The following is a 24772-nucleotide window of genomic DNA, read 5'->3' on the forward strand; positions in this document are numbered from 1 at the left end:
ATAGTCTGTTAAGCAGGCAAAGTTATTAATAATTTGTTAAGATAGAGGCAAGAGGCAAGAATCAAGAATTAAGACATTTTTTAATGAAAACGCGTTCTCCCGTCTTGATTCTTATTTCTTGACTCTCTTCCTCAAGATGCTTTTTCAATAGCCGAATCAAACCTGTTTACGCCGGTAACACCTTTAATCAATTTTATTTTCTTGATCAGGTTTTCGAGGTGATTGGTGTCATTTACATATACCATGATTGATCCTTCAAAAATCCCATTGTCGCTATCAACAGTAATAGAGCGAATATTCACCTTAAAATCCGTTGATATAACTGTAGTAAGCTTATTAATGAGGCCAACTTCATCAATACCGGTTATCCTTAAACCGGTTAAAAATGCCAGTTCCTGTTGGTTGGTCCAGCGGGCTTTCACTATACGGTAGCCGTAATTGGCCATCAGTTTGGCGGCATTAGGGCAATTGGTACGGTGAATTTTAATACCATCGCTAACGGTAACAAAGCCAAACACATCATCACCAGGAATTGGGTTACAGCAATTGGCCAGCTTGTAGTCAATTTTCTGCATGTCCTCGCCAATCAGCAGCATATCGCTGTCTTTTGATTTCAGGTTGCGGATAAGGCTTTGAACCTGTTCCTGCTCAATTTTATCCTGCGGCTTGTTTTCAACAATTTTCTCAAATGCCTGGTATTCTTTCAGGTCCTTCATATCAATAACACCCTTCGCGATGTTATAAAACAGATCCTGGGTAGATTGCAGCTTGAAAAAATAGCTGAGCTTATGTATATTCTCAGAATTGTAAGTGATCTTGAGCGATTTCATTTTGCGCTCCAGTATCTCCTTGCCATCCTCAGCAATTTTACGTTTCTCTTCTTTTAATGCCGATTTTATTTTGGCTTTGGCTTTGGCAGTAACAACAAAGTTAAGCCAGTCTTCTTTAGGTGTTTGCTTACCTGATGTAATGATCTCCACCTGGTCACCGTTTTGCAGTTTGTAGCTTAACGGCACCAGTTTATGGTTCACCTTGGCGCCAATACAGCTGGCTCCAACGTCGGTATGAATCTCGAAAGCAAAATCAAGCGCGGTAGCGTTTAATGGCAACTGGATGAGCGCTCCCTTTGGGGTAAAAATGAAGATTTCATCGCTGAAAAGGTTCATTTTAAAATCATCAAGAAAGTCGAGCGCATTGGAGTCGGGATTTTTAAGCATATCCCTCACCTTTTGCACCCATTGATCAAGGCCGCTATCGGTTGATGATTCCTTATATTTCCAGTGAGCGGCAAAGCCTTTTTCGGCAATCTCGTTCATCCTTTTGGTACGTATCTGCACCTCCACCCATTGGCCCCGGGGGCCCATAACGGTAGTATGCAATGATTCATAACCATTTGCCTTGGGCGATGATATCCAGTCACGTAACCTATCGGGATTTGGGCGGTATTGGTCGGTAACTATACTATAAGCTTTCCAGCAATCAGCCTTTTCCTGATCAGGGGCACTATCCAGAATTATCCTGATGGCGAACAGATCATATACCTCTTCAAAAGGGATAGATTTCTTCTTCATCTTATTCCAAATGGAATGGATAGATTTTGGGCGACCAAAAACATCAGCATGTAATCCCTGGCCTTCCAGAACCTTGGTTACCGGCTCAGTAAAATCGCGAATAAATCTTTCACGCTCCGCCTTTTTTTCATTCAGTTTCTTTTTGATGAACTGGTAAGTTTCCCGCTCCATGTATTTCATGGACAGATCTTCCAGTTCAGACTTTATGGTATACAAACCCAACCTGTGCGCAAGAGGGGCATACAGATAAACGGTTTCTGATGATAGTTTAAGCTGCTTGTCACGCGGCATAAACTCCATGGTACGCATGTTGTGTAACCTATCGGCCAGTTTTATCAGGATAACCCTGACATCATCGGCCAGGGTGAGCAGCATTTTACGAAAGTTTTCGGCTTGTAAAGAGCTGTTGGTATCAAACACGCCCGATATTTTGGTTAAGCCATCAATGATTTTGGCTACCTTTTTACCAAACTCCATCTCAATTTCATCCAGCGTTACGTTGGTATCTTCAACCACATCATGCAGCAGGGCGCAAACTATTGAAGTGGTACCAAGGCCAATTTCTTCGGCAGCAATTTGCGCAACGGCAATAGGATGGTATATATAGGGTTCGCCGCTTTTACGGCGCATGTCTTTATGACTTTCAAGGGCCATATCAAATGCCTTGCGAATCATTCTCTTATCCCCCTTTTGCAAGGTTGATTTACAGGCACGTAGTAAAGCACGATATCTTTTTAATATCTCATTTTTTTCTGCTTCCAGATCAATCACTATCTCTTTCATATATGAATATATGTGGTAAAAAAAAATGGATAAATCCGTAATAAAAATTATTATTACAGATTATATTTAAATACCACAAAAATTTGCTTTAATTTTGTATTAAGTAAAATTATGAAATTTATTGGTTTTCTGTTGATGTTTTGTTGCATTATGGGCGAGGTAAAAGCCCAATCAGATAAACCTGCACTTATGATTGTAGGCAAAAATGATACCATAAGAGTTGCGGTAACAAGTATTGACGGAGAATTGGTTCCGTGGGTGGTATGCGCCCCTGTAAGAATTGTTGATACCCGAATATTTGCCAGCGATGCCGACAGAGATAATTACCGCCGTTTAAGGTATAATGTGATGAAGGTGTTACCGTATGCCCGTTTTGCAGGCCAGCGATATGCTAAACTACAACGCGACCTGGCACTTACCGGTGATAAAAAGAAGCAGAAAGAGCTGATTGGCACCTGCGAAACAGAAATTAAAACATTGTTTAATAAGGAAATAAAAAATCTGACAATTAGTCAGGGTGAAGTTTTAATCAAGTTAATTGACCGGGAAACCGGCACTACCAGTTATACTATGGTTAAAGAGCTTAAAGGTGGTTTTAAAGCATTTATGTTTCAATCCGTAGCCAGCATATTTGGCCATAACCTTAAAGAAACTTACGATCCTGAGGAGCAGAGAGATATCGAGGCCATCCTTACCCAGGCCGGATACAATTCCACTAACTTCTAATAATGGATACTACAAGCGTCTACAAGTTTAACATTCAAAAGTTAAACGGTGATGAAATCAGTCTATCGGCTTATAAAAATAAAGTACTTTTAATCGTTAACACCGCTTCCCAATGCGGCTTTACCCCACAGTATAATGATCTTGTATCATTAAAAGAAGCCTTTATTAATACGGATTTTGAAATACTCGCATTCCCTTCAAATGATTTTGGCGGCCAGGAGCCGCTGGAAGGCGCTGCTATTGACGCTTTTTGTGCAAACATGGGTGTAAACTATCCGGTATTTGATAAGATAAGGGTACGCGGACCATTTGCCCATCCTTTATACCAGTTTTTTGCTGATAAAAAAGAAAATGGCACGCTTAAATCAGTCCCGAGATGGAACTTTCATAAATTTTTAATCAACAGGGACGGCCATGTTACTGACTTTTATTATCCCTTTACCAAACCAACATCTTCAAAGATCAGGAAGAAAATAGAGCGTCTTTTATCAACCGCTCAATAACCACAAATACAATAATGAAATTAGATATTTTAGTTTTATCGGTACACCCTGATGACGCCGAACTTGGCTGCGCAGGCACCGTTTTGAAACATATAGCCATGGGCCATAAAGTAGGCATCGTTGACCTTACCCGTGGCGAGTTAGGAACGCGTGGCTCGGCAGAGATCCGCGAGCAGGAAGCTACAGCGGCGGCAAACATATTAGGCCTTGCCATAAGAGAAAATTTAGGCATCCCCGATGGCTTTTTTGAAAACTCAAAAGAATACCAGCTACAGGTTATCTCTACAATTCGCAAGTATCAGCCAAAAATTGTAATTACCAACGCTTATCATGACAGGCACCCGGATCATGGCCGGGCTAATGAGCTGGTTGAGCACTCGGCGTTTTTAGCAGGCTTGCGCAAAATAGAAACCGTTGACGACAATGGTGACCCGCAGTTGGCCTGGCGCCCAAACCTGGTACTTCACTTTATACAGGATAATTATATCAGGCCTGATATCTTGGTAGATGTTACTGAATATTGGGACAAAAAAATAGAAAGTATCCGTGCTTACGGCTCCCAGTTTTTTAATCCTGAGTGGAGCGATGAACCCCAAACCTACATATCATCGCCCGAATTTATTAATGTGGTGGCTGCCCGTGCAAGCGAATTTGGTAAAAGCATAGGTGTTAAATATGCAGAAGGGTATACAAGCAGGAAAATTTTAGGTGTAGATAATTTATTTGCTTTAAAATAATATATTATTTAACTATAAATAAACAAGCCGCTAATCTTTAATAAGATAGCGGCTTATTTTATAATATTAGTTAAATATTTAAGCTTTAATATATTCAAAACGATTGTTCTCATTACTTCTTTCTCTTCTTAGTTTATTTTCGTTCGCAAGCTTTAAAAGGATGCCCGATAGTTCAGAAGTTTTAAAGTCGGAGTCAAACTGATCCTTACAATAAGTGGCAATTGATGATATGGAACGCTGGGTATCAAAGAAATCGGTACTCAATAACTGGTTCAATATTTTAGTTGCTCCTGGTTTTTTTCGGCCCGGCGTTGCAAAGTTTTCATCCTCTGAGCGCATCCTACGGCCTTTTTTGCTAAAAATCTCAGATCCTTCAGCATCTGCTTTTTCGCCCTCAATCATTACATCCAGTAGCCTGTCGATAATTCTTACCTGTACAGCTTCTGATTGAAATGAGTTAACAACTTCTGCTACCTCAACAAGTTGTTTTTTTAATTTCTCTATATGTTTGCTCATGATGAATTAGATTTGATCTAATAAAGGATAGTACAAATTTAATCCGAATAATAATTAAAAATATAGCCTATTTTGGTAAAAAAATAGTTTATATTATTAATTTGTGCTTTCCAGGATGATTAATGTCATAAGCAAATATTAAATACTAAGGCTGTTTCTGTGTTGATAATTAACTAACAGAGTTACTTATTACACTATATTACAGCGATTTAGATATTTTTTCCAACATTTCTAAACCTGTATCTATATGTTTTTTTTCAATAATAAGGGCCGGTCTGAAACGAATACTCTTTTCGCCACAACCTAAATACATGATATTATTATCTAAGCCTTTGTTAATGAATGCATCACGTCTGTTTTTATCAGGAAAATCAAAGGCTGTTAATAAACCCTTGCCCCGCACGTTACTTATTATAGGAAGCATGCCGGCGATATCCCTTAACTGATTTTGTAAGTATTCGCCCATCTGAGCCGCATTATCGCAAAGGTTATCTTCTTCTATCACTTCCATGATTTTTGATGATCGAACCATATCAACCAAGCTGCCTCCCCAGGTGGAGTTAATCCGTGACGAAACATGGAAAACATTGTTTTCCACTTCATCAACGCGGTTGCTGCAAAGTATGCCACAAACCTGCATCTTTTTACCAAAGGCCAAAATATCAGGCCTTGCCTTTTCACCAAAATGTTCATGGCACCAAAATTTACCTGTAAGGCCTACTCCTGTTTGAACTTCATCATATATCAGCATGGCTTCATACTCATCGGCAAGTTCTCTGAGTTTTTCTAAAAACTCCTTGCGTACATGGTTATCACCACCTTCTGATTGTACAGGCTCTATAATAATTGCACAAACATCATCCTTGTTATCTTCAAATGCTTTCCTGATCTGCGCTACAGAAAGTAGTTCTCTTTGCAGCAGATCCTCATGATTGCTATCACTGTAAGGAAAATTCATGTAAGGTACAGATACGCGGGGCCAATCAAACTTGGCAAACCATTTAGTTTTATTAGGCACAGTATTGGTTAAACTTAATGTATAACCAGAGCGACCGTGAAAAGCATGCTCAAAGTGAATCACCTTAAAACCACGCTCTTTGGTATAACCTTTGGAAAAGTTTTTTTGAACCTTCCAGTCCATAGCGGTTTTAAGCGCGTTTTCAATAGCCAACGAACCTCCCGCTATAAAAAAAGCATGCGGCAAATAATCAGGAATACCCACCCGCGAAAAAGTTTCAACGAACTGGGCGTATTGCGTGGTATAAATATCAGAGTTTGATGGGTTGGTTAAAGCTGCCAGCATAAGGTTTTTTTTAAACTCCTCATCGTTCAGCATTTTGGGGTGATTGTAACCTAAAGGCACCGATGCAAAGCATGTAAAAAAATCAAGCAGGGTACGATCATTCTTTGAATCATAAATATACACACCCTTACTTTTTTCCATGTCAAAAGTGAGATCGAAGCCATCGGCAAGTACATGCTTCTGCAAAGAAGCCTGCACGTTTTGGGGAGAAACAAGTAGGTTGTACATATTAATTTTGGTTTACACAAATTTAATAAAAAGCCCCAAAAAACCAAATTTAGGCGGTTTTTGAACCGATTGACAAAAAAGTAACTTTAAATTGTTTAAAGTTACTTTTTGTACCAAAGGCCAAACCGGTACACCACATTTTAATAAAAAAACTTTCGCCTTACATCAAAAAAAACTCCTTTTCCTGATGGATTTTAATATTCGTTTGAGAAGAAATTTCAAAATTATTAATCGCTCAGGAGCCGAGCCCCGGCAAATATGTACCAATGACTTTATTATTTTAAAGATGCTACCAATACATCATCTAAAATCTGCACATCTAAAATTTGCACATCTGTAATCTAAAACCTATCCTTCATCCCCAGCAAACCCCAGATGCCACCACTGTGTATAGCCAATATTTTACTTCCTGCTTTAAAATAGCCCTTACCGATTAAATCATATAGCGCATATACCATTTTACCGGTATAAATGGGTTCAATTACTATCCCGGTAGTGGCCACAAACTGTTTTATAAAACTGATCAGCTCATCAGTAGCTTTGCCGTATCCTCCAAAGTGATAATCGGTATGAAGAGAGTATTCGGCGGGAGCGGTTAAAAACCGGTCAATCTCATCCTTTATAAACCCACCATTTTTAAAAACAGGTATCGCGTTAAATTGGGTTTTAAGCTGGTGATTGTTTAGACCGTTAATAATGCCGGCCGCAGTAGTTCCGGTTCCGCAGGCGCAAAAAATATGATCATAGGCATCTGTAAGCTCGTCAACCAGCTCGCTGCAGCCCAGGGCTCCTTCTGCAGATGCACCGCCCTCATCAATAAAAATAGCGTCCTCATCATCTCCGAAGTATTTATGAAACAGTGCTTGTTTATCCCGATAACTATCCCGATCTGTAAATATCAATTGCATGCCGTGCAGCTTGCATAAAAACAGGGTATCGTTTTTAACTTCCTCCCCCCGCACAATACCTGTAGCCTTAAACCCAAACTTCGCGGCTGCGGCTGCGGTAGCCAGTAAATGATTGGAGTAAGCCCCGCCAAATGTTACCAAATGATTTTTCTGCTTATCCTGTGCATTTTTAAGCAGGTATTTTAATTTACGCCATTTATTGCCCGATATCATGGGATGTATCAGATCGTCGCGTTTTAAAAAAACTTTTACACCATGCTCATCAAATAAAGGGTTCGTGACCTGGTGTACCGGACTAAAAATCTCCAAATCAATATTCATAAAATAACCTGTACTTAATGCTATTGCAATATTACACTTAACCTACACAAAAAACGATTACTTTTGCCCTCAAATGGCATACGAACCCGAGCTGATAGAGCAGGAAGAACAGGATTTATTTGAGCACTTACGTATTGTGGTTGACAAGGGTCAATCCCTGTTGCGTATTGATAAGTTTTTGATGCACAGGGTGGAGAATGCATCGCGTAACCGCATCCAGAACGCTATTGAGCTTGGTAATGTGCTGGTAAATGATAAGCCCATTAAAAGCAGCTACCGCGTAAAACCCTTAGATGTAATATCAGTAGTATTGCCACATCCGCCGCGTGATACCGAGGTTTATCCCGAAAATCTCCCCATTAATATTGTTTACGAGGATCACGATGTATTGATTGTAGATAAAGCCGCAGGTATGGTTGTGCACCCCGGTTATAATAACTACACCGGCACATTGGTTAATGCATTGGTTTACCATTTTCAGCAACTCCCTACCCTGCCGGGTAATGATGGAAGGCCAGGTTTGGTGCACCGGATTGATAAAGATACATCGGGTTTGTTGCTTATCAGCAAAAACGAGCGTTCCATGAGTTGGCTGGCCAAACAATTTTTTGATCATAGCATCACCCGTAAATACATTGCTTTGGTTTGGGGCGATCTGGAACAGGATGGCACGGTAACAGGCTATATTGGCCGCAGTATTGCTGATAGAAGGGTAATGTCTATATATGATGATCCCGAAAAAGGAAAATGGTCTGTAACGCATTATAAAGTATTGGAGCGCATGGGTTATGTTACCCTGATTGAATGCCAGCTGGAAACAGGCCGCACGCACCAGATACGGGCACATATGCGCCACATTGGCCATCCGCTTTTTAGTGACGCAACTTACGGTGGTGATAAAATTTTAAAAGGTACCGTGTTTAGCAAATATAAGCAATTTGTTGAAAATTGTTTTGAGCTGATGCCCCGGCAGGCGCTTCATGCGCAAACACTGGGCTTTTTACACCCCACACTCAAAAAACAAATCCTTTTTGAGTCACCTTTGCCACCCGATTTTGAAAGCGTACTGCTAAAATGGCGTAAGTACACTACAGATGTGAGAAACGAGATTTGAGAAAAAACAAATGAACAGACTTGATCATTAAACAAAGTATCAAACCTAATATCCAAAATTTATATATTAAACGTTAGATAGGAGATAAAATCCAACCAAATAACAAATTAGTTTACACCAAAAGTCAAAATCTCAAACCTAATATCTCATATCTAAAAATGACGCCTGTGCTTATCAATTTTAACGGACAGATACTTCCTCAAAATAGTCAGCTGCTTACTATAGCCAACCGTGCCTTTAAATACGGCGATGGCCTGTTTGAGAGTATGCGCCTGATGAAAGGGCAGCTAAAGTTTGCCGATTTGCACGCCGACCGCTTACAACGCGGAATGAAGGCCCTTAAAATTGATGGTTACTCGCAAATGGATGCCTGGTTTTTGAAGGAGATTGTGGAGGAGCTGGCCAAACGGAACAAAGCGAAACATGGCAGACTGCGTTTAACCGTTTATCGTGATGCCGAAGGATTGTATACTCCCACGCAAAATAAAATGGGCTACTGCCTGGAACTAACCGCATCTGAAGAACCCCGTTATTTTTTGAATGAGAAGGGCCTCATCATGGATGTATTTACCGAGCTGCCCAAGCCATCAAACTATCTATCCAACATCAAAACCTGCAACTCGCTTATTTACGTAATGGCGGGTATCTACAAAACGCAAAACAAGCTGGATGATGTTTTCCTCCTCAACCAGAATGGTTTTTTATGCGAAGCCAGCAGCTCCAACATATTTATCCATTACCAAAACCATTTATATACCCCCGCACTAAGCGAAGGCTGCGTAGAAGGTGTTATGCGCCAGGTGGTGATCAAGCTGGCACAGGATAATAACATTCAAATTACCGAAGCCCAGATAAACCCCGATATATTATACGAGGCCGATGAGGTGTTTTTAACCAATGCTACCCGCGGTATCCAAACCGTAATGGGCTTTGGCGTAAGGCGCTACTTTAACAGGATAAGTAAGCAGTTAATGGATGAGTTGAATAAGGTATATTAAATAGCAATCTACTTATAGAAGCCGTTATTGCTTTGTTCTTACCTATGACAAATTGTTGCAAAAAAACTCTTTGTCATCCTGAACGATAGTGAAGGATCTATTATTCGCCATGCTTCTCCGCCCTGTATAGTCTGCGAATAGATCCTTCACTATCGTCCAGGATGACAAATCTTTCAAATCATCATTTCCCCTTCAGAGTTCACCTAAATTAAAACTACCTATGACAAGTTTGTTAGCCGTAATTGGATTCAAAATGGCCTGTCACTCTGAGCCTGTCGAAGAGTCGTGTGCAGAGGCCCTTGCCCACATGCTTCGACAGGCTCAGCAGGACAGCCCCTTTTTTAAACGTCATTTCACCTCAGAGTTGCGCGAAATTTCACAATTCATGATGAGAAATTAAAAGAATTAATCTTCCACACCTACCGGGGCTTTAATGGCCGTCAATATGCCATCCCATAAAGCAATTCTGGCCTGTAAAGCTTCTTTAACCGCGGCAGTTGCTTCCTCCCATTTCTGGTCGTCATTGCCACAAAGCTCGGCCGTCATTTGGTAGGCTAATTGCGAGTGGTGATCGCCATCAACTTCAATGTGGCGTTCAAGGTAATATAACAGGATATCAACCTTGCCGGGCAGTTGTTTGTTAATCTCCTTTACAATACTTAAAAACATATCTGGTATTAAATCTTCGCGACCAAAGGTAAATACAGCTGCCTGCACATGATTTTTATTAGTGCCGATAACATCAAAAGTATGCTGCATAAAGTTACGCGTAGCCAACGGAATCTCCGCAATGATCAAAGCTTCATCAATGTGCTTGCCAAAGTTTAACTCATCAAACAGGTTGCTAATGGCTGTTGCCTGGCTGCCGGCCTGCTGCATGGCGCGCAGGTACAGTTCAAAATGGCTGGTACGGTTACCCTCTTCGTCTACATCACTTTCTTCGCCGGTTACAATTTCATTAATGAGGTAGCGTGTGTTTGCATTCCCGGTTGGCATCCATGGAGTAACCGTACAGGTAAGTTTTTGCTGTAACGATTTCAACAGCGACATAAAATCCCAAACGGCAAATACGTGGTGGTCCATGAAAACGGTAAGCTCATCAAGGGTATTGATGTTTTTATAAAGCTCATGTTGAATTAGTTGATCACGTAAAGGCTTAATCTGTTTTTTTAAAAGTTCTATGCGGTCGCTGTAATTTGCCATGGGGTAATAAAATTATGAAGCCGCAAAAGTAGCAATCCAGTTTGTTAAATAACAGCAAGTTGCAGTTTTTGACTTTGGGTTGATAGGACGTTAGTTGAAAATGATTTAAAGTAACGGCGAATTTTATTATTGCCACAAAATAAATATGGCTGTTGTTTTAGATGCCCATAAAGCATTTTGATTAAAAAGCCAGCTACCTTTATGTAAAAGCAGCTGACTTTTTAATTATGGTGCAATGCTATCCGGCAGCGTAAAAATTTAATGAATCATCACGATTAAAGATCTTTCGAATTATCATTAGGCATGCGGTCAATCAGTTTATTATATGGATCTATACCCACATTTATTGGTTTCCCTTTAACAATAGCAGTTATGGTATGCGGGCCAGCCGTTAATTTATATCTTTTAAAGTAAAGTGGATTTGTAACCATGCGGCCTTCCCTATTAGTACTGTTAGCAGCAAATACCCCTATATCAATATAATCGTTCATGTTCCTGGCCGGTATATCATTGCCCTTTTTATCTATCCAAACCTTTTCAACATTTACCTTTAAGGTTACCTTATATTCATTTTTGTTACCTGTTGGTATAGCTTTAGCTTCGGTCACCTTATTATCATACAGGGTAATTTTTTGCCACGTATCGGTTAAATAATACTGTAATGAATCGGGCACGTGCTTTTGCAGGTATCGGTACAAATCATTACTGCCTGCAAAGGGCGGCTTACTTTTAAATTGATAGGCATCTTTAAACTCCCGCAGGGCGGCGTTTAAACTATCTTCGCCCATGAGATCTTTCAACGTGTAAAGCACCAAACCGGCTTTGCCGCCCCACTCAAACCATTTATCAGCCTTTATTAGCGGGTGTTCTTTGTCTTCCATGCGCCGCCTGATAAACGAGTAAAAGTCAATCTGATCTAACAAGATCCATTTCAGGTTATCTTTCCCGTATTTCTTTTCGGCCATTACCAGGGCACTGTAGGTTGCCAATCCTTCCGGAATTACCAACGATCCTACGGTACTATTAGGTGCTACCTGGTAACGCCACCATTGCTGGGCCAGTTCGCGCGTGGTATTAAAATAGCAAAAATCAAACTGGTTAGGGTCTTTAAAATCAGCGTTCCACGCGTAATACTCGGCATAGGTATCCATCGTATTTAATGAAGCATCATGAGGGCCGTATACAGAGGTTTCGGCCAGGCGGATATTTTTGAAAGGGTATGGCCCAAAAGCTGTGGAATAATAACGAAGACCATCTTTATATGCCGCCATAAACCGCCCTATATTGGCATTATGAGCAGGATGATAATAGATATTGATATCAACCTTATGATCAAGCTGTACACTATCATGCGATGCCGAATACTTTGCCGATACAATAGCTAATGGAGCATACATACCCGGTTGCGTTTGTACATAACGATAATAATTCCGGCCATTTTGTTGCCACTGTTTTTGCAGTTCGCCGGGAGCTATGGCTGTTTGATCGCCTGATGTGCTCACTGTAATATCTATGCTCAGAAGATCAGAAGCGCTGCCCGATTTTAGCGTGCTAATACCAACCGGGTTGTTCTGCGCAATTTCATCTTCATGCTTCTCTGGCAAGCCATTTTTTTTACGCACGTAATTGCTGTTCAGTTCGTCATCGTCATCATAACCTATACCGGGCAACCCTCCGTTAAAAAACGTACCGTTACGCAGTCTGTTTTTAGCATACAAGCCATTTTCAAAACCTTTGTGGGTAACTGATGAGTTAATCTCGAACACCGCCGAATCGCCGGGAGCTAATGGTTTTTGAAACTGGTACAAACGAAAATCGGCTGTATCCCGCTTTGGCCTGAACCAATTGAACATCCCCCTTTGGTAGGTTAAGGGATAAGTAAACGGCACCGGTTTACCATCCATTTTAATGGAGTAATCAGCAAGCTCATCGCCGTCCATCAGCACCTTTGAAATAGACTTATCGGTTCTGTTAAAAACGGTGATAAAGGCCTTTACAAATTCCTGCTGCTTATCGGGGAATATATCCGCATTTATTACCATGCGGGTTACTTTGGGTAGCGGCAGGCTGGCATATTTTTTTAACGTTTTTTCATAAATAATAGCCCTGTTCTCATTTTCGCCCTGGGTTAAAAAATTGTTTAAATAACTTATGTTATAGTAATTGTAAGCGCCTACGGCTAAAAAAGCTGCTACTAATACGGCAGTAAATAGCTTAGTTTTAGCATCAAACCTTTCGGCCAGCAACTGAAGCCGTTCCTTAAATGAACTGGTAACGCCACGATAATAAAACAATGCCGAAAGGATGATAAGCAGACCGCCAAAAAGCAGCCAGTACAGGTTAAACCAGTATATAGGTTTCAGCATATGACCCAATCCATCCATATCCGAGATGCCATACCAGGGTGTATAGGAATAAATGAGCAGGTTATAGTTAAACATGCCCGTTACATTCAGGAAAAAAACCAGCACCCAAAAAGCTACCCCTACCCCATGTGCCACAAATTTATTATTAATAAGCACATGCACCATGTACGAGAATATAACCATCTCCAATAGGCGGGGCATTACAATGGTAAACACGTAAACCAAATAAAAAGACAGGTTATACTGATAAAACCCTTTTGCAGTTTGTACCACCAGCCCCGTTATTAAGGGAACCAGGGATAAACCAAATCCAAGAATGAGCAACGCGATGAGTTTAGAGCCATTTAGCACCCAGTTTGGCGGCGGCAGAGAATCGTTGATGAAAGCATACCTGGTTATCCTGTCGCGGTGAAGCGTTTCGCCGGTATAAAATATAATGATGAAAAATATGAAGAACGGGAATACATCATTAAATATATCCATCAACATAATGGTACGCGGGAAATAGGATACACCAAACTCTGTATTACCCATCCAGAAAACAAAACCCAGAAAACCAACACCGCTTAATAAAATGATCCAGAAATAATTATCACGGATAATGTTGGTTAACTCCACCTTGGTAAGACTAAACAGGGTATTGCGGTTATAGGAGCCCGAAAAACTAACTTTGGAGTTTAAGATGAGCGAACGCTTTACTTTTGATACTACATCATCAATAGCCGATTTATCCCGTTTTCCGCTAAAGAACCGCTCAAAATTAAAACGCACATAAGTAAACAACAAAATGACTAACCCTACACCTGTCCACAGGATGCGGTTAAATAAAAAGGCGCCTTCAATAGGAAACAAGGTTGTGTTTTTTTGAATTGAAGTTGCCGTACCCGAAAGCAACCGAACCGCGTTGAGACCAAAAGGATCGGCATTAATAATTACCGTGGCATTATTAGTGTGATTAAGGAAAAAGATGGAAAGAAAATAGCCTAAAAACAACAGGATCCCACCGCTATAAATCACCTTTACATTGCGGGTAAGCGCTACTAATCCAAAAAACAACGATGAGGTAAAAAACAGGTTTGGGAGTGCCATTGTAAAAAACGGGTGCAGATAATACACCAACTTATTAGGGCCGTACTCTTTAGGGTCTTTCCAGCCCATTAAAGGACCAAGTTTAGTACCTATGTAAGCCCCAATAATAATGGAGCTTGCTATAAAAAGCATAAATAAAAACGAACCCAAATATCTACCCCAAAAATAGCCGGTTTTGGTGATGGGATAAGTAAGGTAATAGTCTTTGGTATTGTATTCAATATCGCGATATAAAGCTACCCCCATAATGGACGAGCTTACCAACATCATAAGCATGGTGATACCCGAGCACCAAAGGGCAATTACATAAGGCGCATTGATGTGTTCTTTTTCGCCTAAAGGTAATGAACCGGTGGCAAAGGTCATTACGGTAAAAACTAGCGCGGCCGCAAAATATAGGTACACCGCGGGCCTCCTGAGGCGATTTTGCACCTCGAAAATAAATATTTTCCAGAACATATTGTTGTGATTTAAAGAGGGTTAAATGGTATTTACATCTACACGGGTAGCAATATTGCTGAAGTAAACATCCTCAAGACCAGGGCTTACCGCTACAAAACCATTCCCCGGGTCAGTATCCTGTATCACGCGGATATGTAGTTTACCTATTTTTAACTGTGTGGATATCACCGTAAAATCGTCCTGGTAAAAATTGAGGTCCTGCTTACTGATGGCTTTACTAAATATTTTACCTTCCAACTCATTTACAGCAGTATCGGGTTGGCCTGCATACAACACCTCGCCCTGGCAAATGATGGCAAAGTTGGAGCAAAGCGTGCTTACATCTTCAACTATATGGGTTGATAGGATCACTATCGTATTTTCGCCCAGCTGACTTAGCAAGTTATAAAAGCGGTTCCGCTCGGCTGGGTCAAGTCCGGCGGTTGGTTCATCAACAATGATGAGCTTAGGATTACCTATCAGTGCCTGGGCAATGCCAAAACGCTGTTTCATACCTCCCGAATAGGTGCCAAGGTGCTTCTTCCTGTCTTTTGAAAGGTTCACGTTTTCAAGCAGGCTGCCTACCAGGTCCTTCCGTTCGCCGGCATTACCGATCCCTTTAAGCTGGGCAATGTGATCAAGCATCCGCTCGGCAGATATTTTAGGGTAAACCCCAAACTCTTGCGGCAGGTAACCTAATAATTGCCTTACTTCGGTTTTATTTTTCAGCACATCCAGGTCATCCAAAAAAACGCTGCCTTTATCTGCTTCCTGCAAGGTAGCTATGGTACGCATCAGGGATGATTTGCCCGCTCCGTTTGGTCCCAGCAAACCAAACATGCCATTTGATAGGGTCAGTGATACATCCTTTAAAGCATGCACCCCATTGGCATAGGTTTTTGAAAGTGAATTGATAACTAATTTCATAAGTTGTAAGTGGTTAGGTATTTCTATTATCGTTTTATTGTATTATTGGCCGCTCCATTGATAAGTAGCTGTGTACTATCGGCCATGCTATAATCCAGGTGCTGTATGCTTGCCTGGTGTAAAATGAGCTTGCTCCGGTTTAAAATCTGCAGCTTGGCGTTTTCAAAGCGGTTGTTTTTTAAAATAGTGAGTATGGAGCCACTTAAAAGGCTTTCGCCTACCGCAGCATTTACAGATCGAATATGATTATTAGCCAACACTACATGGCTCCCGTAGCTTTGGGTAATAGTTAAGCTATCCTGTTTAAAGCCATCAATCAAAACCTCGCGCGAATTCCAGCCTTCTGTGGTTACCGTATCAATAATTTTTTGCCCTTTAACCGTACTAAAAGCATTAACATTCACACTTTTTAAATCGGGACAAGATATCAGCAACAGTTGGGCATTGTGGTTGTAGTAACGTTCAACTGCCAGGTTCACATCTATTTGAAGGTGAGTACCCGTTTGTTTTACTTTTACATAATGCCGGGCGTCTGATTCTATCTTCACACTAAACGGTCCTTGTATCAATTTTACATTGGCTATGTGCCCCGCATTAATATCCAACACATCAAAGTTTTTAAAATCAAGCGGGATGTAATAGGCGTATACATCTTTATACTTGCCGGTATTAAATTCCTTTTTTAGCAAATAATCATATCCCAGTATTGATAACACCAGGAACAGTAAGGCAGCTATAAATATTTTTGTACTCGTCTTCATTTGTTTGGGTCTGTTTTGGGTTGAGCAATGGCCAATCTGTATTTTTCGTACATAGCCTCTAAATCCTTAATATCTATATCAAGCAGGTATATATTTCTAAAAAACTCAGGCATCTGCTGTTGAATAAAACGTTCCTTACGGTAGGCTTTAACTTTTTGAGGGCCATCTGCCGCCACAAATATTCCCAGTCCGCGTTTGTTTACAACCACCTCCTGGCTCTGCAAAAACTCGTACGATCTGATAACAGTATTTGGATTTACTTCCAGCTCAATAGCAAGGTCCCTTGTCGACGGAATCTTTTGATCCGGCAACCATTTACCTAATAATATATTTTCGCTCACATAGGCTGCTATTTGCAGGTATATGGCATCCTTATCTTTAAACTCCATAGTTAAACCAGATCATACCTGTTTTTCTTTTAAACGAAAGTAGGCGGCTACCCAAAAAAACAAAGCCATACCTACAAACACCACCTGGCCCGTCCACACAAAACCCGACACGTTAACAGAATACATGGTTCCTTTTTCCATGAACCCTACATTGCTAAACGGCATTACCTGGATAATATCCCGGTTTAACATTTGCCGCATAACCAAATTATTGCATATAATTAAAACACCTATAACTATAAAAAACAGCAACGCTGTTTTTACAAAATGCATCTTTTTAAAATAGATGGCTCCAAAAAAAGCAATGGAGTGCAATACACCATATATGGTAAGCAGTACAAAAAGCACGCTAGTGCTTAAACCATTTACATTATAAAATAAGCTGAACACCTCTTGCTGCTCCCCAGGAAAATGCTTGATGTTCAATAAAAATAACATCACCAGGTAAAAAGCTGATATTACCAGTACCAGGAATATAACGAAGGAATAGAGCCAGGCCACCAGGTACTTTTCAAAATGTGTGGCTGGTAAGGTGAGGCTTGTAATGGCCTTTTTACTATTTATATCAGCAAATATGGTACTTGTAAATACCGTTCCGGTAAACATTACAACCCACAATAACAGCAATAATTGCAGGCTTATTTCCATACGTACGTTTATTAGGTACACCATAAAGCTGCCGCCAAGCATCAGTACTCCCATGAGCACAATCAACGACATCAGGTAGCTTTTATAATGCTCCGCTGTGAATTTAATAAACAGCATCCCGAAACGTGCGGGCTTAAAAATATTATTCATTTACTGATGCATTTAAAGTTTTTAAAACAGGTTGATTATCGGCAATGATGGCATTAAAAAGTATTTCCAGATCTACCTTACTATACTCGCCGGTAGTATTCTTAAGGATGGCGTTTTTACCCCGCGGACCATTTTCCTCATATAGAACAGGCAGATCTTCTGTATCTGAATAACTGCCGAATGTGATTTTTTCAATTACATCATCAATGGACTGATTGATCACAATCTCGCCACCATGCAATACCAGCAGGGTATCAATTAAGCTATCGAGATCTCTTACCTGGTGTGTGGATATTACAATACATCTATCCTCGGTAAGTATTGATGCGATGAGTTTTCTGAACTGCACCTTAGATGGAATATCAAGCCCATTGGTGGGCTCGTCCATGATCATCAACCCTGTATTTGTGGCCAGCCCAAAAGCTATCATGGCCTTCTTTTGCTGCCCGTATGATTGTTTATTCATAACGGCATCAATATCCACATCCAAAGCCCTCAGGTATTGATAAAAATCGGCTTTGCTAAAGTTGGGATAAAAATATGCCGTATTGGCCACAAACTGGGCGGGTGTAAGATCAGGTACAAATAGCTCTTCGGCCAGGAAGTAAATATCTTCAAGTACCGAAACCGGCCTGTCGGAAACGTTCATGCCATTAAAAGCACAACTTCCTTTTAAAGGAAAAGCCAACCCCGCTATATTTTTTAACAAGGTTGATTTACCGGCGCCGTTTTTTCCCAGCAAGCCGTAAATATGCCCTTTAGTTAGTTTGAGGTTTAGTCCACTAAAAAGCAGCTTGTTTTTTTGGTACCCGAAATGCAGATCTTTTATCTCTATCATTGTAGTGCTATAGTTAGATAGTGCACTACAAATGTACGCAAGTATAATTGAGAATTCCAAGCACTCAGAAAAAAATATAAATGTTTTTTCTAACTGCCTGGAACAATGGATAGCTTAATGCGAAAAATAGAGGTAACGATGAAGTTAAGCTATTAAAGGCTTAAATATCAATCCCCTCCTATTTAGTACTCATGCTATTAAACTTGTAAGTAAGCGTAAGCAGGAAATACCTTTTCAGGGTGTTGTTTTGCACATCGTAAATAGAATTATCGCCGGCATAGCGGTATACGCTGGTATTTTGATTAAACAGATCATAGCCGGTTATTTTTATTTCGCCGCGATCTTTTCTAAGCATTTGCAGGGCTATAGAACTGCTTACTACATTGATGCCCTTTTGAAAATTATTACTCACCTGCGAGTTGTAGTTAAAATCCTGCTTGGTTTCCCATATTATTCGTTTGGGCCAGCGTACCACCAGGTTATTACTCATGTTAAAGTTATTGCTAAGTACCTTTTTATGGTCACCATAATTATACAGTGTATTGTTTGTACGATAACCAACATTTGTGTTCAGTTCTATCTTGTCATTCCAGTTTACGTTGATAAATTGACCAATTCCCGGCGAATAGCTTTTCTGCCAACCATCTACACCGTTAATAATATTAAGGTTACGGCGAAAGTATCCGTTTAGCGAGGAGTTGGCGTTTAACGTCCATTTACCCATTTTTTTAAATTGCTTATACAAACCCATGGATAGGTTTACATTGAGTTGCCCATCGCGGTTTACAAAGTTTGTAGCCTGTGCTCCATTAGCAGTGCTAATCTGCGTTTGTACAACCGCATTTTGCTCGGTTGAAAAGCTGCCATAAAAATAAATATTCACCTGCGACGCCTGGAAATACTTGTTATAGTTTGCATTTAAATTATCATAAGTAGTAGGCTTTAACAATGGGTTGCCGGTAAAGGTGTACAAAGGGCTGTAAACAATGGTTTGAGGTTGCAATGACGATAAGCTGGGCAAATTGGCCGACCGGCTATAGCCAATAGATGCAGAGCCCAGTTCCAGCCTTACAGTTGGCAGCACAAAAAGATAATTATGATAATTGGTTTCGGTTATAAATTTATTTTCGGCCTGTTGCCAGTTAAATGACACGCCTGCAATTAGCGATATACTTTTGGTAGCCTGGTATGTAATACCCGGTTTCACATCCTCTGTAAATAAATTCCGCTTAAGATTGGTGCTTTGGCTTGGCAAATATATATCATAAGCCCGTGTGCTTTTATTGTAATCATAAACGTAACTCTCCTCTCCTGATCGGTTGTAATTGCCCGATGTGGTGATATCGGCAATTATTTTTTTATTGAACGGATACCGGATACTTCCGTTTAATGCTGCCGAAAAATTAGTGCTTTTACCATTGCCCAGTCGCTTTAAGGTATCTGATTTTAGGTCGGATACAAAAGAGTGAAGATTGTTAACACTAAGGTTTTGTGAGTTATTAGGGCTATACGCCAGGTTGTGGCCAATATTTATAGATGCCCCTCTTTTGCCTTTAAAACGCTTGTTATAATAAAAATCCTGTTGAAATTCCGCACCATGCCCGCTATTGCTTGAATTACCGCTTGCAGTACTCAAATGACCATCAATACTGTTGAAGTTATCAGAGAACGAAGTACTTGACGAATTATCGCGCCTAAAGATCACTTTTGGCGCGTAGTGGATGGTATTGAGGGTATCGGGATTCCAATCCATTAAGCCGCTTATGGAATGTGAATAATTGTTTGACCGGTATTCACTGTTCGAAGTGGAATGCAGGGTAGTATCGCCCAAAAACTTCTGCATAAATGCGGAATTTTGTGAGACATTATTTTTTTGACTATAAAAATAAAGCAGGTTTAGTTTTAACTTTTTTCCATAATCGGTATTGAGGTTAAACCCACCCGACGTTATTTTTTCAATACCTCCCCAGCCCTGGCCACCGGTATTAACCGTGCCATTGTATAAACTGTTACCCCCACTACGGTTAAAGCCACCTTGTGAGTACAGCTCATCGTTTGAAAACGCCGTGCGGTTTAGGTTGTTGCTTAGCCCAATAATACTTACCTGCAAAGTATCGCGAAACAAGTTGAACAGGCCGCCGCTTTCATACCTGTCACGGGTACCTGCACCACCAAATACTTTACCAAACATGCTCCGTTTTATGGCTCTTTTAAGTTTAAGGTTAATTACCTTTTGAACCTTGGTATCGCTTATCAAATGGTCTGGATCGTTCTCCCTGTCGTCATAAACCTGTATTGAAGCTACAATGGCAGCGTCCAAATTTTTGGTGGCTATTTTAAGATCGCTGCCAAAAAACTGCTTGCCATCAATAAGTACCTTGCTTACCCCCTTCCCGTTAACGGTTATGGTTCCATCGCCGTTAACCTGTACGCCAGGCAGCTTTTTAAGCAGTTCTTCAACCACTGCATTGGGCCTGGTTTTAAACGCCTCGGCACTAAATTCAATAGTATCTTTTTTTACCGTGATGGGAACGCGCTCGGCCCTAACTACTACTTCGGCCAGCATTTTGTTGCTCAATGAAACGCTGCCCAGATCTACCGCCTCATTTTTTTGAAAGTTGAATACTTTAACAAAGCTTTTATGGGATGTGAAAGAGATAATCAGTTTTAACTTTTTACCGGCTGGCAGGCTACTGAGTTCAAACTCGCCTGTTTTTTTACTTAAAGTATAGGCAATTAACGAGGTATCCTTTACATCAACAGCGGCTACTGTACTAAGTTCTAAAGGTTTTCCATCAAGGGAATCAATAACCCGACCTTTAATGGACGCGTGATTTTGGGCAAAACCGATGGACACACCGGTTACAAGGAATAATAAGGTAAACAGGAATTTCATGCAGGTGAAAGGTGTTATAAGGTAGATAAGGCAAGGTGAAGCAAGGTATTCTGATCGAAATTTTTATGTCATAAAGGAGGAAAAAAGATTTGATTACGGGAAGCAAAAATATCCCGGCAGGTATAATAAAATGAGGGCAGTTAATGTTTATTTCAAAAATATACGCAATAATCAGCCACAACAATGGATTATGTAGAGATCATAATGGATTATACTATTAATATTTCATCATTAACTACTTCCCGGTACATAATAAATTAGCTTTAGGTATTTTATAAATAAACTGGCTATCAAACGCCTATAGTTTCAAAGTATTATCTGTTGAATATTAAATTTTATCTGTTTTAATTATATTAGTTTAACCTATATCGTTAAACTATATAATTATCTATTTAAAAGAAAAACAAATAAACGTCCACCTTCAATCCATGCTTATTTTTCCAGGGAACAATTCTTTTTTACGGCGATTTGGCATAAGCAATTTTTTTGACCGATAATTGTACCGCCAACATCCAGTTACCTATTTTAAATGACCGTTAATGACATTGTGCTTTGCGAGCGCCTAAAAGGCGGCGATGTAGATAATTACAGACAAATCTATAGATACGCAATTGCAGCAGTACCGGAAATTTCTGTTCCTGCTTATTTAAACTTGCCCCCAACACTATATTAGGTTATATTCCATTTAAAAACACCACTATGAAAAAATCGTTATGCTTATTTATTCCCGGGTTGCTTATCTCGTTTGTAAGCTATAGTAAAGACAAAAACATCCCCCCTACAAAAACTGCTATCGTTAAATCTATTGACAAGAATTTTACTACGAGCGATGCTGACCTTGCCTACAATGCGTTCAACAGTTACTTTTATAACCCCACAGCCAAATTATATTACGGTACAACCAAAAAGGATGGTGTAGCTGCCATTTGGGCGCAAGCTATTTATTGGGATATGGCTATGAACGTATACCAGCGTACCAAAGCCAAATCCCAGCTAACCATGATAAATGATATATACCAGGGAAACTATGATCATTATGATGCCTATAACTGGAGCAATAAGGCAGTATGGTTTATTTATGACGACATGATGTGGTGGATAATGTCGCTGGCCCGTGCCAACCAAATTACCGGTAACGCCACATACCTGGAAAAAGCCAAGGCCGGTTTTGATCATGTTTGGGCAGGCTCATATGATTCCGTTAATGGCGGCATGTATTGGGATTTTAATCACAGCGGTAAAAACTCATGCATTAATTATCCAACGGTTATTGCCGCTATGCGCTTATATACCATCACCGGCGATGCCTCTTACTTAACCAAGGCTAAATCAATTTATGCCTGGAGCAAAACCAATTTGGTTGATGCATCGGGCAAAGTGAACGATAATAAAATTGGCAACAATCCGGCGGGTGGTCAGGATTATACTTATAACTCGGGCACGGCTATTGGCGCGGCTTTGGAACTATATAAAACAACCAAAGATGCTACTTACCTTAACGATGCCAAACTTTATACAGATTATGTTAAGAACAACCTATGCACCAATGGCATACTCCCTGCCGAGGGCGATTTTAATGAGCAAGGTGTGCTAAAAGCCATTTTTGCCCAATATGTGATGCAGTTAATAAAAGAGGGAGGCCAAACCCAATATTTAAGCTGGATACAGAACAATATAAATACCGCCTGGAAAAACCGCGACGCAAAGCGCAATCTTACTTATCGCAATTACGCGGTAAGCTGCCCTACCGGCGATATACAATCATACGAGGCCAGCAGCATAGTAACCTTTATGCAGCTTTGCCCACCCACAAAGTAACACGCTATCTGCACGTAAGATATAAACCAACGCAAAAAGCCCCCCGATAAATCGGGAGGCTTTTACATAACCTGTGTTTAACAGGATTTTGCTATTAATATAAAGTGAACTCAACCCTACGGTTAGCCTGACGACCAGCTGCAGTTTTGTTAGTTGCAATTGGTTGTGTTTCGCCATAACCTGTAGCTTCAATTCGTGATGCATTTGCACCTTTACTTACCAGGTAAGCTTTAATTGATTCTGCACGGTCTTTTGATAAACGCATGTTTAATTCATCAGCACCTGTGTTATCTGTATGTCCGGCTAATTTCAAGCTGAAGTTTTTGTCAACCAATAATCCGGCAACCCTATCAAGACTTGGAAATGAGTGCGCGCGGATTGTAGCTTTGCCTAAATCAAATTCCAGGTTTTTGATGGCATCTTTAACCACTTTCTTATCCTCTTCGGTAACATACACCTTAACTTCTGGTTTTGCAAGCGGACATCCAGAACCATCAACCTTTGTACCGGCTGGTGTGTTAGGGCATTTGTCATTTACATCTACAACACCGTCTCCGTCGCTATCAGTAGTTAATTTAGCAAGGTTTGCGTTAGTAGTGTTCAAATCATTTCTTAATTCATCATTTTTAGCTTTTTCTGCATCAATTTGTTTTTGCAAAGCAGTTTTAGTTTGTTCATTTTCCCATAAGTACTCTGTACGCATAGATGCTACCGGGTTATGAGTAGCCATTTGTGGCTTTTTACGGCTGCCTAAAGCAAACTCTAAACCAATGTGTGCATAAGAGAATCTGTCATTTGTAGCTCCGAATTTGTAGCCATCAAAATTATCAGAGTTTACAAAATTAACCTGGTAACCTAAATCAAGATTTACGCCTGGAGCAAGGTCGAATTTTAAACCAAGACCAACCGGAATAAACACTTCGTTTATTGATCCGTTGCCAGTGGTTTTAAAATTAGTTTGCTGGCCACCGGTTTCAGTAATTTTAGGGGTGTAATTCATAGTACCCGCACCTACGGTTAAATACGGCTGGATAAATGGCTTTTCATGGCGCCAGTTAATATTAGCCAATGTAATGTTGGCACTTAAACTTGCAGACCAGTTAATATTAGTTTCATACTGCGAGTAGGTAGATTGGCCTAAAGCATTTGTTTGACTGCTGGTACCTTTAACTTTACCGCGAAGGAAATCTGCCTGCAGGCCAAAAGAAGGCAATATTTGCTTTTTAATATAAGCCCCATATCCTATTTGCTCTTGCGGATGGGTAAAATCCTGTTTGTTGTTACTGCCAAAAATAGTGAACGGAGTTAATAAACCGCCGTTAACACCTATTGACCAGGTGCGTAATTGATTGCCACCTGAGAACGGTTTAACATAGTCTTTTGCGGCTGTAGTATCAGGACTTTGAGCGAATAATCTACCACCTACCATAATTCCGGTAAGGAGTAAGGTGGCTTTTTTTAAATTTGTTTTCATATTATCATGTTTAATTATTAGTTTACTTTTCAGTAAAACATAACAACATGTTTTCAACATTAAT

General features: G+C 40.3%; 19 protein-coding genes. 6 read left to right on the forward strand and 13 right to left on the reverse strand.

Annotated features, from left to right (window positions below; all coding sequences use genetic code 11):
* Nucleotides 1-131: 131 nt before the first annotated feature.
* On the reverse strand, nucleotides 132-2354 hold the full coding sequence (locus tag Q0R88_RS00645) for a bifunctional (p)ppGpp synthetase/guanosine-3',5'-bis(diphosphate) 3'-pyrophosphohydrolase (protein WP_295711185.1): 2223 nt from the start codon (nucleotides 2352-2354) through the stop codon (nucleotides 132-134).
* Nucleotides 2355-2465: 111 nt separating this feature from the next.
* Here Q0R88_RS00645 and Q0R88_RS00650 point away from each other — a divergent pair, with 111 nt between their 5' ends.
* From Q0R88_RS00650 to bshB1, 3 genes are read left to right on the forward strand one after another with little or no spacing between them, the layout of a single operon-like run.
* Nucleotides 2466-3080, forward strand: coding sequence for a DUF4294 domain-containing protein (locus Q0R88_RS00650; protein WP_295711187.1), 615 nt, complete (start codon nucleotides 2466-2468; stop codon nucleotides 3078-3080).
* A gap of 2 nt (nucleotides 3081-3082) precedes the next feature.
* Nucleotides 3083-3583, forward strand: coding sequence for a glutathione peroxidase (locus Q0R88_RS00655; RefSeq protein ID WP_295711189.1), 501 nt, complete (start codon nucleotides 3083-3085; stop codon nucleotides 3581-3583).
* A gap of 14 nt (nucleotides 3584-3597) precedes the next feature.
* Nucleotides 3598-4320, forward strand: coding sequence for a bacillithiol biosynthesis deacetylase BshB1 (gene bshB1, locus Q0R88_RS00660; RefSeq protein WP_295711190.1), 723 nt, complete (start codon nucleotides 3598-3600; stop codon nucleotides 4318-4320).
* Nucleotides 4321-4398: 78 nt separating this feature from the next.
* On the opposite strand, the gene Q0R88_RS00665 is transcribed toward bshB1, so the two are convergent.
* From Q0R88_RS00665 to Q0R88_RS00675, 3 genes are all read right to left on the reverse strand, one after another.
* Nucleotides 4399-4836: a hypothetical protein gene (locus Q0R88_RS00665; RefSeq protein ID WP_295711192.1), complete on the reverse strand. Its 438-nt coding sequence runs from the start codon at nucleotides 4834-4836 to the stop codon at nucleotides 4399-4401.
* A gap of 199 nt (nucleotides 4837-5035) precedes the next feature.
* On the reverse strand, nucleotides 5036-6367 hold the full coding sequence (lat, locus tag Q0R88_RS00670; RefSeq protein ID WP_295711194.1) for an L-lysine 6-transaminase: 1332 nt from the start codon (nucleotides 6365-6367) through the stop codon (nucleotides 5036-5038).
* A 341-nt stretch (nucleotides 6368-6708) separates the two neighbouring features.
* Complete coding sequence (locus tag Q0R88_RS00675; RefSeq protein ID WP_295711196.1) at nucleotides 6709-7596, reverse strand: pyridoxal-phosphate dependent enzyme; 888 nt, start codon at nucleotides 7594-7596, stop codon at nucleotides 6709-6711.
* A gap of 73 nt (nucleotides 7597-7669) precedes the next feature.
* Here Q0R88_RS00675 and Q0R88_RS00680 point away from each other — a divergent pair, with 73 nt between their 5' ends.
* The gene (locus tag Q0R88_RS00680) at nucleotides 7670-8710 is read left to right on the forward strand and encodes an RluA family pseudouridine synthase (protein ID WP_295711198.1); all 1041 of its coding nucleotides are present in this window, start codon (nucleotides 7670-7672) and stop codon (nucleotides 8708-8710) included.
* A gap of 158 nt (nucleotides 8711-8868) precedes the next feature.
* The gene (locus tag Q0R88_RS00685) at nucleotides 8869-9708 is read left to right on the forward strand and encodes an aminotransferase class IV (protein ID WP_295711200.1); all 840 of its coding nucleotides are present in this window, start codon (nucleotides 8869-8871) and stop codon (nucleotides 9706-9708) included.
* 405 nt (nucleotides 9709-10113) lie between these two features.
* Here Q0R88_RS00685 and Q0R88_RS00690 read toward each other — a convergent pair whose 3' ends face one another.
* From Q0R88_RS00690 to Q0R88_RS00725, 8 genes are all read right to left on the reverse strand, one after another.
* The gene (locus tag Q0R88_RS00690) at nucleotides 10114-10911 is read right to left on the reverse strand and encodes a DUF3050 domain-containing protein (protein WP_295711201.1); all 798 of its coding nucleotides are present in this window, start codon (nucleotides 10909-10911) and stop codon (nucleotides 10114-10116) included.
* A gap of 275 nt (nucleotides 10912-11186) precedes the next feature.
* Nucleotides 11187-14825 carry a hypothetical protein gene (locus Q0R88_RS00695; RefSeq protein WP_295711203.1) on the reverse strand — a complete coding sequence of 1213 codons (3639 nt, stop codon included), beginning with the start codon at nucleotides 14823-14825 and terminating at the stop codon, nucleotides 11187-11189.
* 21 nt (nucleotides 14826-14846) lie between these two features.
* Nucleotides 14847-15734, reverse strand: coding sequence for an ABC transporter ATP-binding protein (locus Q0R88_RS00700; protein WP_295711205.1), 888 nt, complete (start codon nucleotides 15732-15734; stop codon nucleotides 14847-14849).
* Between the two features lie 26 nt (nucleotides 15735-15760).
* Entirely contained in the window at nucleotides 15761-16495 is a 735-nt protein-coding gene (locus tag Q0R88_RS00705) for a hypothetical protein (RefSeq protein ID WP_295711207.1), read from the reverse strand.
* Nucleotides 16492-16884, reverse strand: a complete 393-nt coding sequence (locus Q0R88_RS00710) for a GntR family transcriptional regulator (RefSeq protein ID WP_295711209.1) — start codon at nucleotides 16882-16884, stop codon at nucleotides 16492-16494. Before Q0R88_RS00710 ends, Q0R88_RS00705 begins: the two co-directional genes overlap by 4 nt.
* Before the next feature lie 12 nt (nucleotides 16885-16896).
* Nucleotides 16897-17682, reverse strand: a complete 786-nt coding sequence (locus Q0R88_RS00715; protein WP_295711210.1) for a hypothetical protein — start codon at nucleotides 17680-17682, stop codon at nucleotides 16897-16899.
* The gene (locus tag Q0R88_RS00720; protein ID WP_295711212.1) at nucleotides 17675-18520 is read right to left on the reverse strand and encodes an ABC transporter ATP-binding protein; all 846 of its coding nucleotides are present in this window, start codon (nucleotides 18518-18520) and stop codon (nucleotides 17675-17677) included. The genes Q0R88_RS00715 and Q0R88_RS00720 overlap by 8 nt, the downstream gene beginning before the upstream one ends.
* A gap of 178 nt (nucleotides 18521-18698) precedes the next feature.
* Nucleotides 18699-21416, reverse strand: coding sequence for an outer membrane beta-barrel protein (locus Q0R88_RS00725; protein WP_295711214.1), 2718 nt, complete (start codon nucleotides 21414-21416; stop codon nucleotides 18699-18701).
* A 699-nt stretch (nucleotides 21417-22115) separates the two neighbouring features.
* On the opposite strand from Q0R88_RS00725, the gene Q0R88_RS00730 reads away from it, so the two are divergent.
* A complete protein-coding gene (locus Q0R88_RS00730; RefSeq protein ID WP_295711215.1) occupies nucleotides 22116-23234 on the forward strand; it encodes a glycoside hydrolase family 76 protein in 1119 nt (372 codons plus the stop codon).
* Nucleotides 23235-23328: 94 nt separating this feature from the next.
* On the opposite strand, the gene Q0R88_RS00735 is transcribed toward Q0R88_RS00730, so the two are convergent.
* Nucleotides 23329-24708, reverse strand: a complete 1380-nt coding sequence (locus tag Q0R88_RS00735) for an OmpA family protein (protein WP_295711216.1) — start codon at nucleotides 24706-24708, stop codon at nucleotides 23329-23331.
* Nucleotides 24709-24772: the final 64 nt, after the last annotated feature.

This window comes from Mucilaginibacter sp. (assembly GCF_025362475.1).
In the GTDB taxonomy this organism is placed as follows: Bacteria; Bacteroidota; Bacteroidia; order Sphingobacteriales; family Sphingobacteriaceae; genus Mucilaginibacter.

Coding starts and splice junctions, on each gene's coding strand:
- Q0R88_RS00730 (WP_295711215.1), top strand. CDS start 22,116: ATGAAAAAATCGTTATGCTTATTTATTCCCGGGTTGCTTATCTCGTTT.
- Q0R88_RS00685 (WP_295711200.1), top strand. CDS start 8,869: ATGACGCCTGTGCTTATCAATTTTAACGGACAGATACTTCCTCAAAAT.
- Q0R88_RS00720 (WP_295711212.1), bottom strand. CDS start 18,520: ATGATAGAGATAAAAGATCTGCATTTCGGGTACCAAAAAAACAAGCTG.
- bshB1 (WP_295711190.1), top strand. CDS start 3,598: ATGAAATTAGATATTTTAGTTTTATCGGTACACCCTGATGACGCCGAA.
- Q0R88_RS00690 (WP_295711201.1), bottom strand. CDS start 10,911: ATGGCAAATTACAGCGACCGCATAGAACTTTTAAAAAAACAGATTAAG.
- Q0R88_RS00680 (WP_295711198.1), top strand. CDS start 7,670: ATGGCATACGAACCCGAGCTGATAGAGCAGGAAGAACAGGATTTATTT.
- Q0R88_RS00725 (WP_295711214.1), bottom strand. CDS start 21,416: ATGAAATTCCTGTTTACCTTATTATTCCTTGTAACCGGTGTGTCCATC.
- lat (WP_295711194.1), bottom strand. CDS start 6,367: ATGTACAACCTACTTGTTTCTCCCCAAAACGTGCAGGCTTCTTTGCAG.
- Q0R88_RS00715 (WP_295711210.1), bottom strand. CDS start 17,682: ATGAATAATATTTTTAAGCCCGCACGTTTCGGGATGCTGTTTATTAAA.
- Q0R88_RS00645 (WP_295711185.1), bottom strand. CDS start 2,354: ATGAAAGAGATAGTGATTGATCTGGAAGCAGAAAAAAATGAGATATTA.
- Q0R88_RS00650 (WP_295711187.1), top strand. CDS start 2,466: ATGAAATTTATTGGTTTTCTGTTGATGTTTTGTTGCATTATGGGCGAG.
- Q0R88_RS00735 (WP_295711216.1), bottom strand. CDS start 24,708: ATGAAAACAAATTTAAAAAAAGCCACCTTACTCCTTACCGGAATTATG.
- Q0R88_RS00655 (WP_295711189.1), top strand. CDS start 3,083: ATGGATACTACAAGCGTCTACAAGTTTAACATTCAAAAGTTAAACGGT.
- Q0R88_RS00665 (WP_295711192.1), bottom strand. CDS start 4,836: ATGAGCAAACATATAGAGAAATTAAAAAAACAACTTGTTGAGGTAGCA.
- Q0R88_RS00710 (WP_295711209.1), bottom strand. CDS start 16,884: ATGGAGTTTAAAGATAAGGATGCCATATACCTGCAAATAGCAGCCTAT.
- Q0R88_RS00700 (WP_295711205.1), bottom strand. CDS start 15,734: ATGAAATTAGTTATCAATTCACTTTCAAAAACCTATGCCAATGGGGTG.
- Q0R88_RS00705 (WP_295711207.1), bottom strand. CDS start 16,495: ATGAAGACGAGTACAAAAATATTTATAGCTGCCTTACTGTTCCTGGTG.
- Q0R88_RS00675 (WP_295711196.1), bottom strand. CDS start 7,596: ATGAATATTGATTTGGAGATTTTTAGTCCGGTACACCAGGTCACGAAC.
- Q0R88_RS00695 (WP_295711203.1), bottom strand. CDS start 14,825: ATGTTCTGGAAAATATTTATTTTCGAGGTGCAAAATCGCCTCAGGAGG.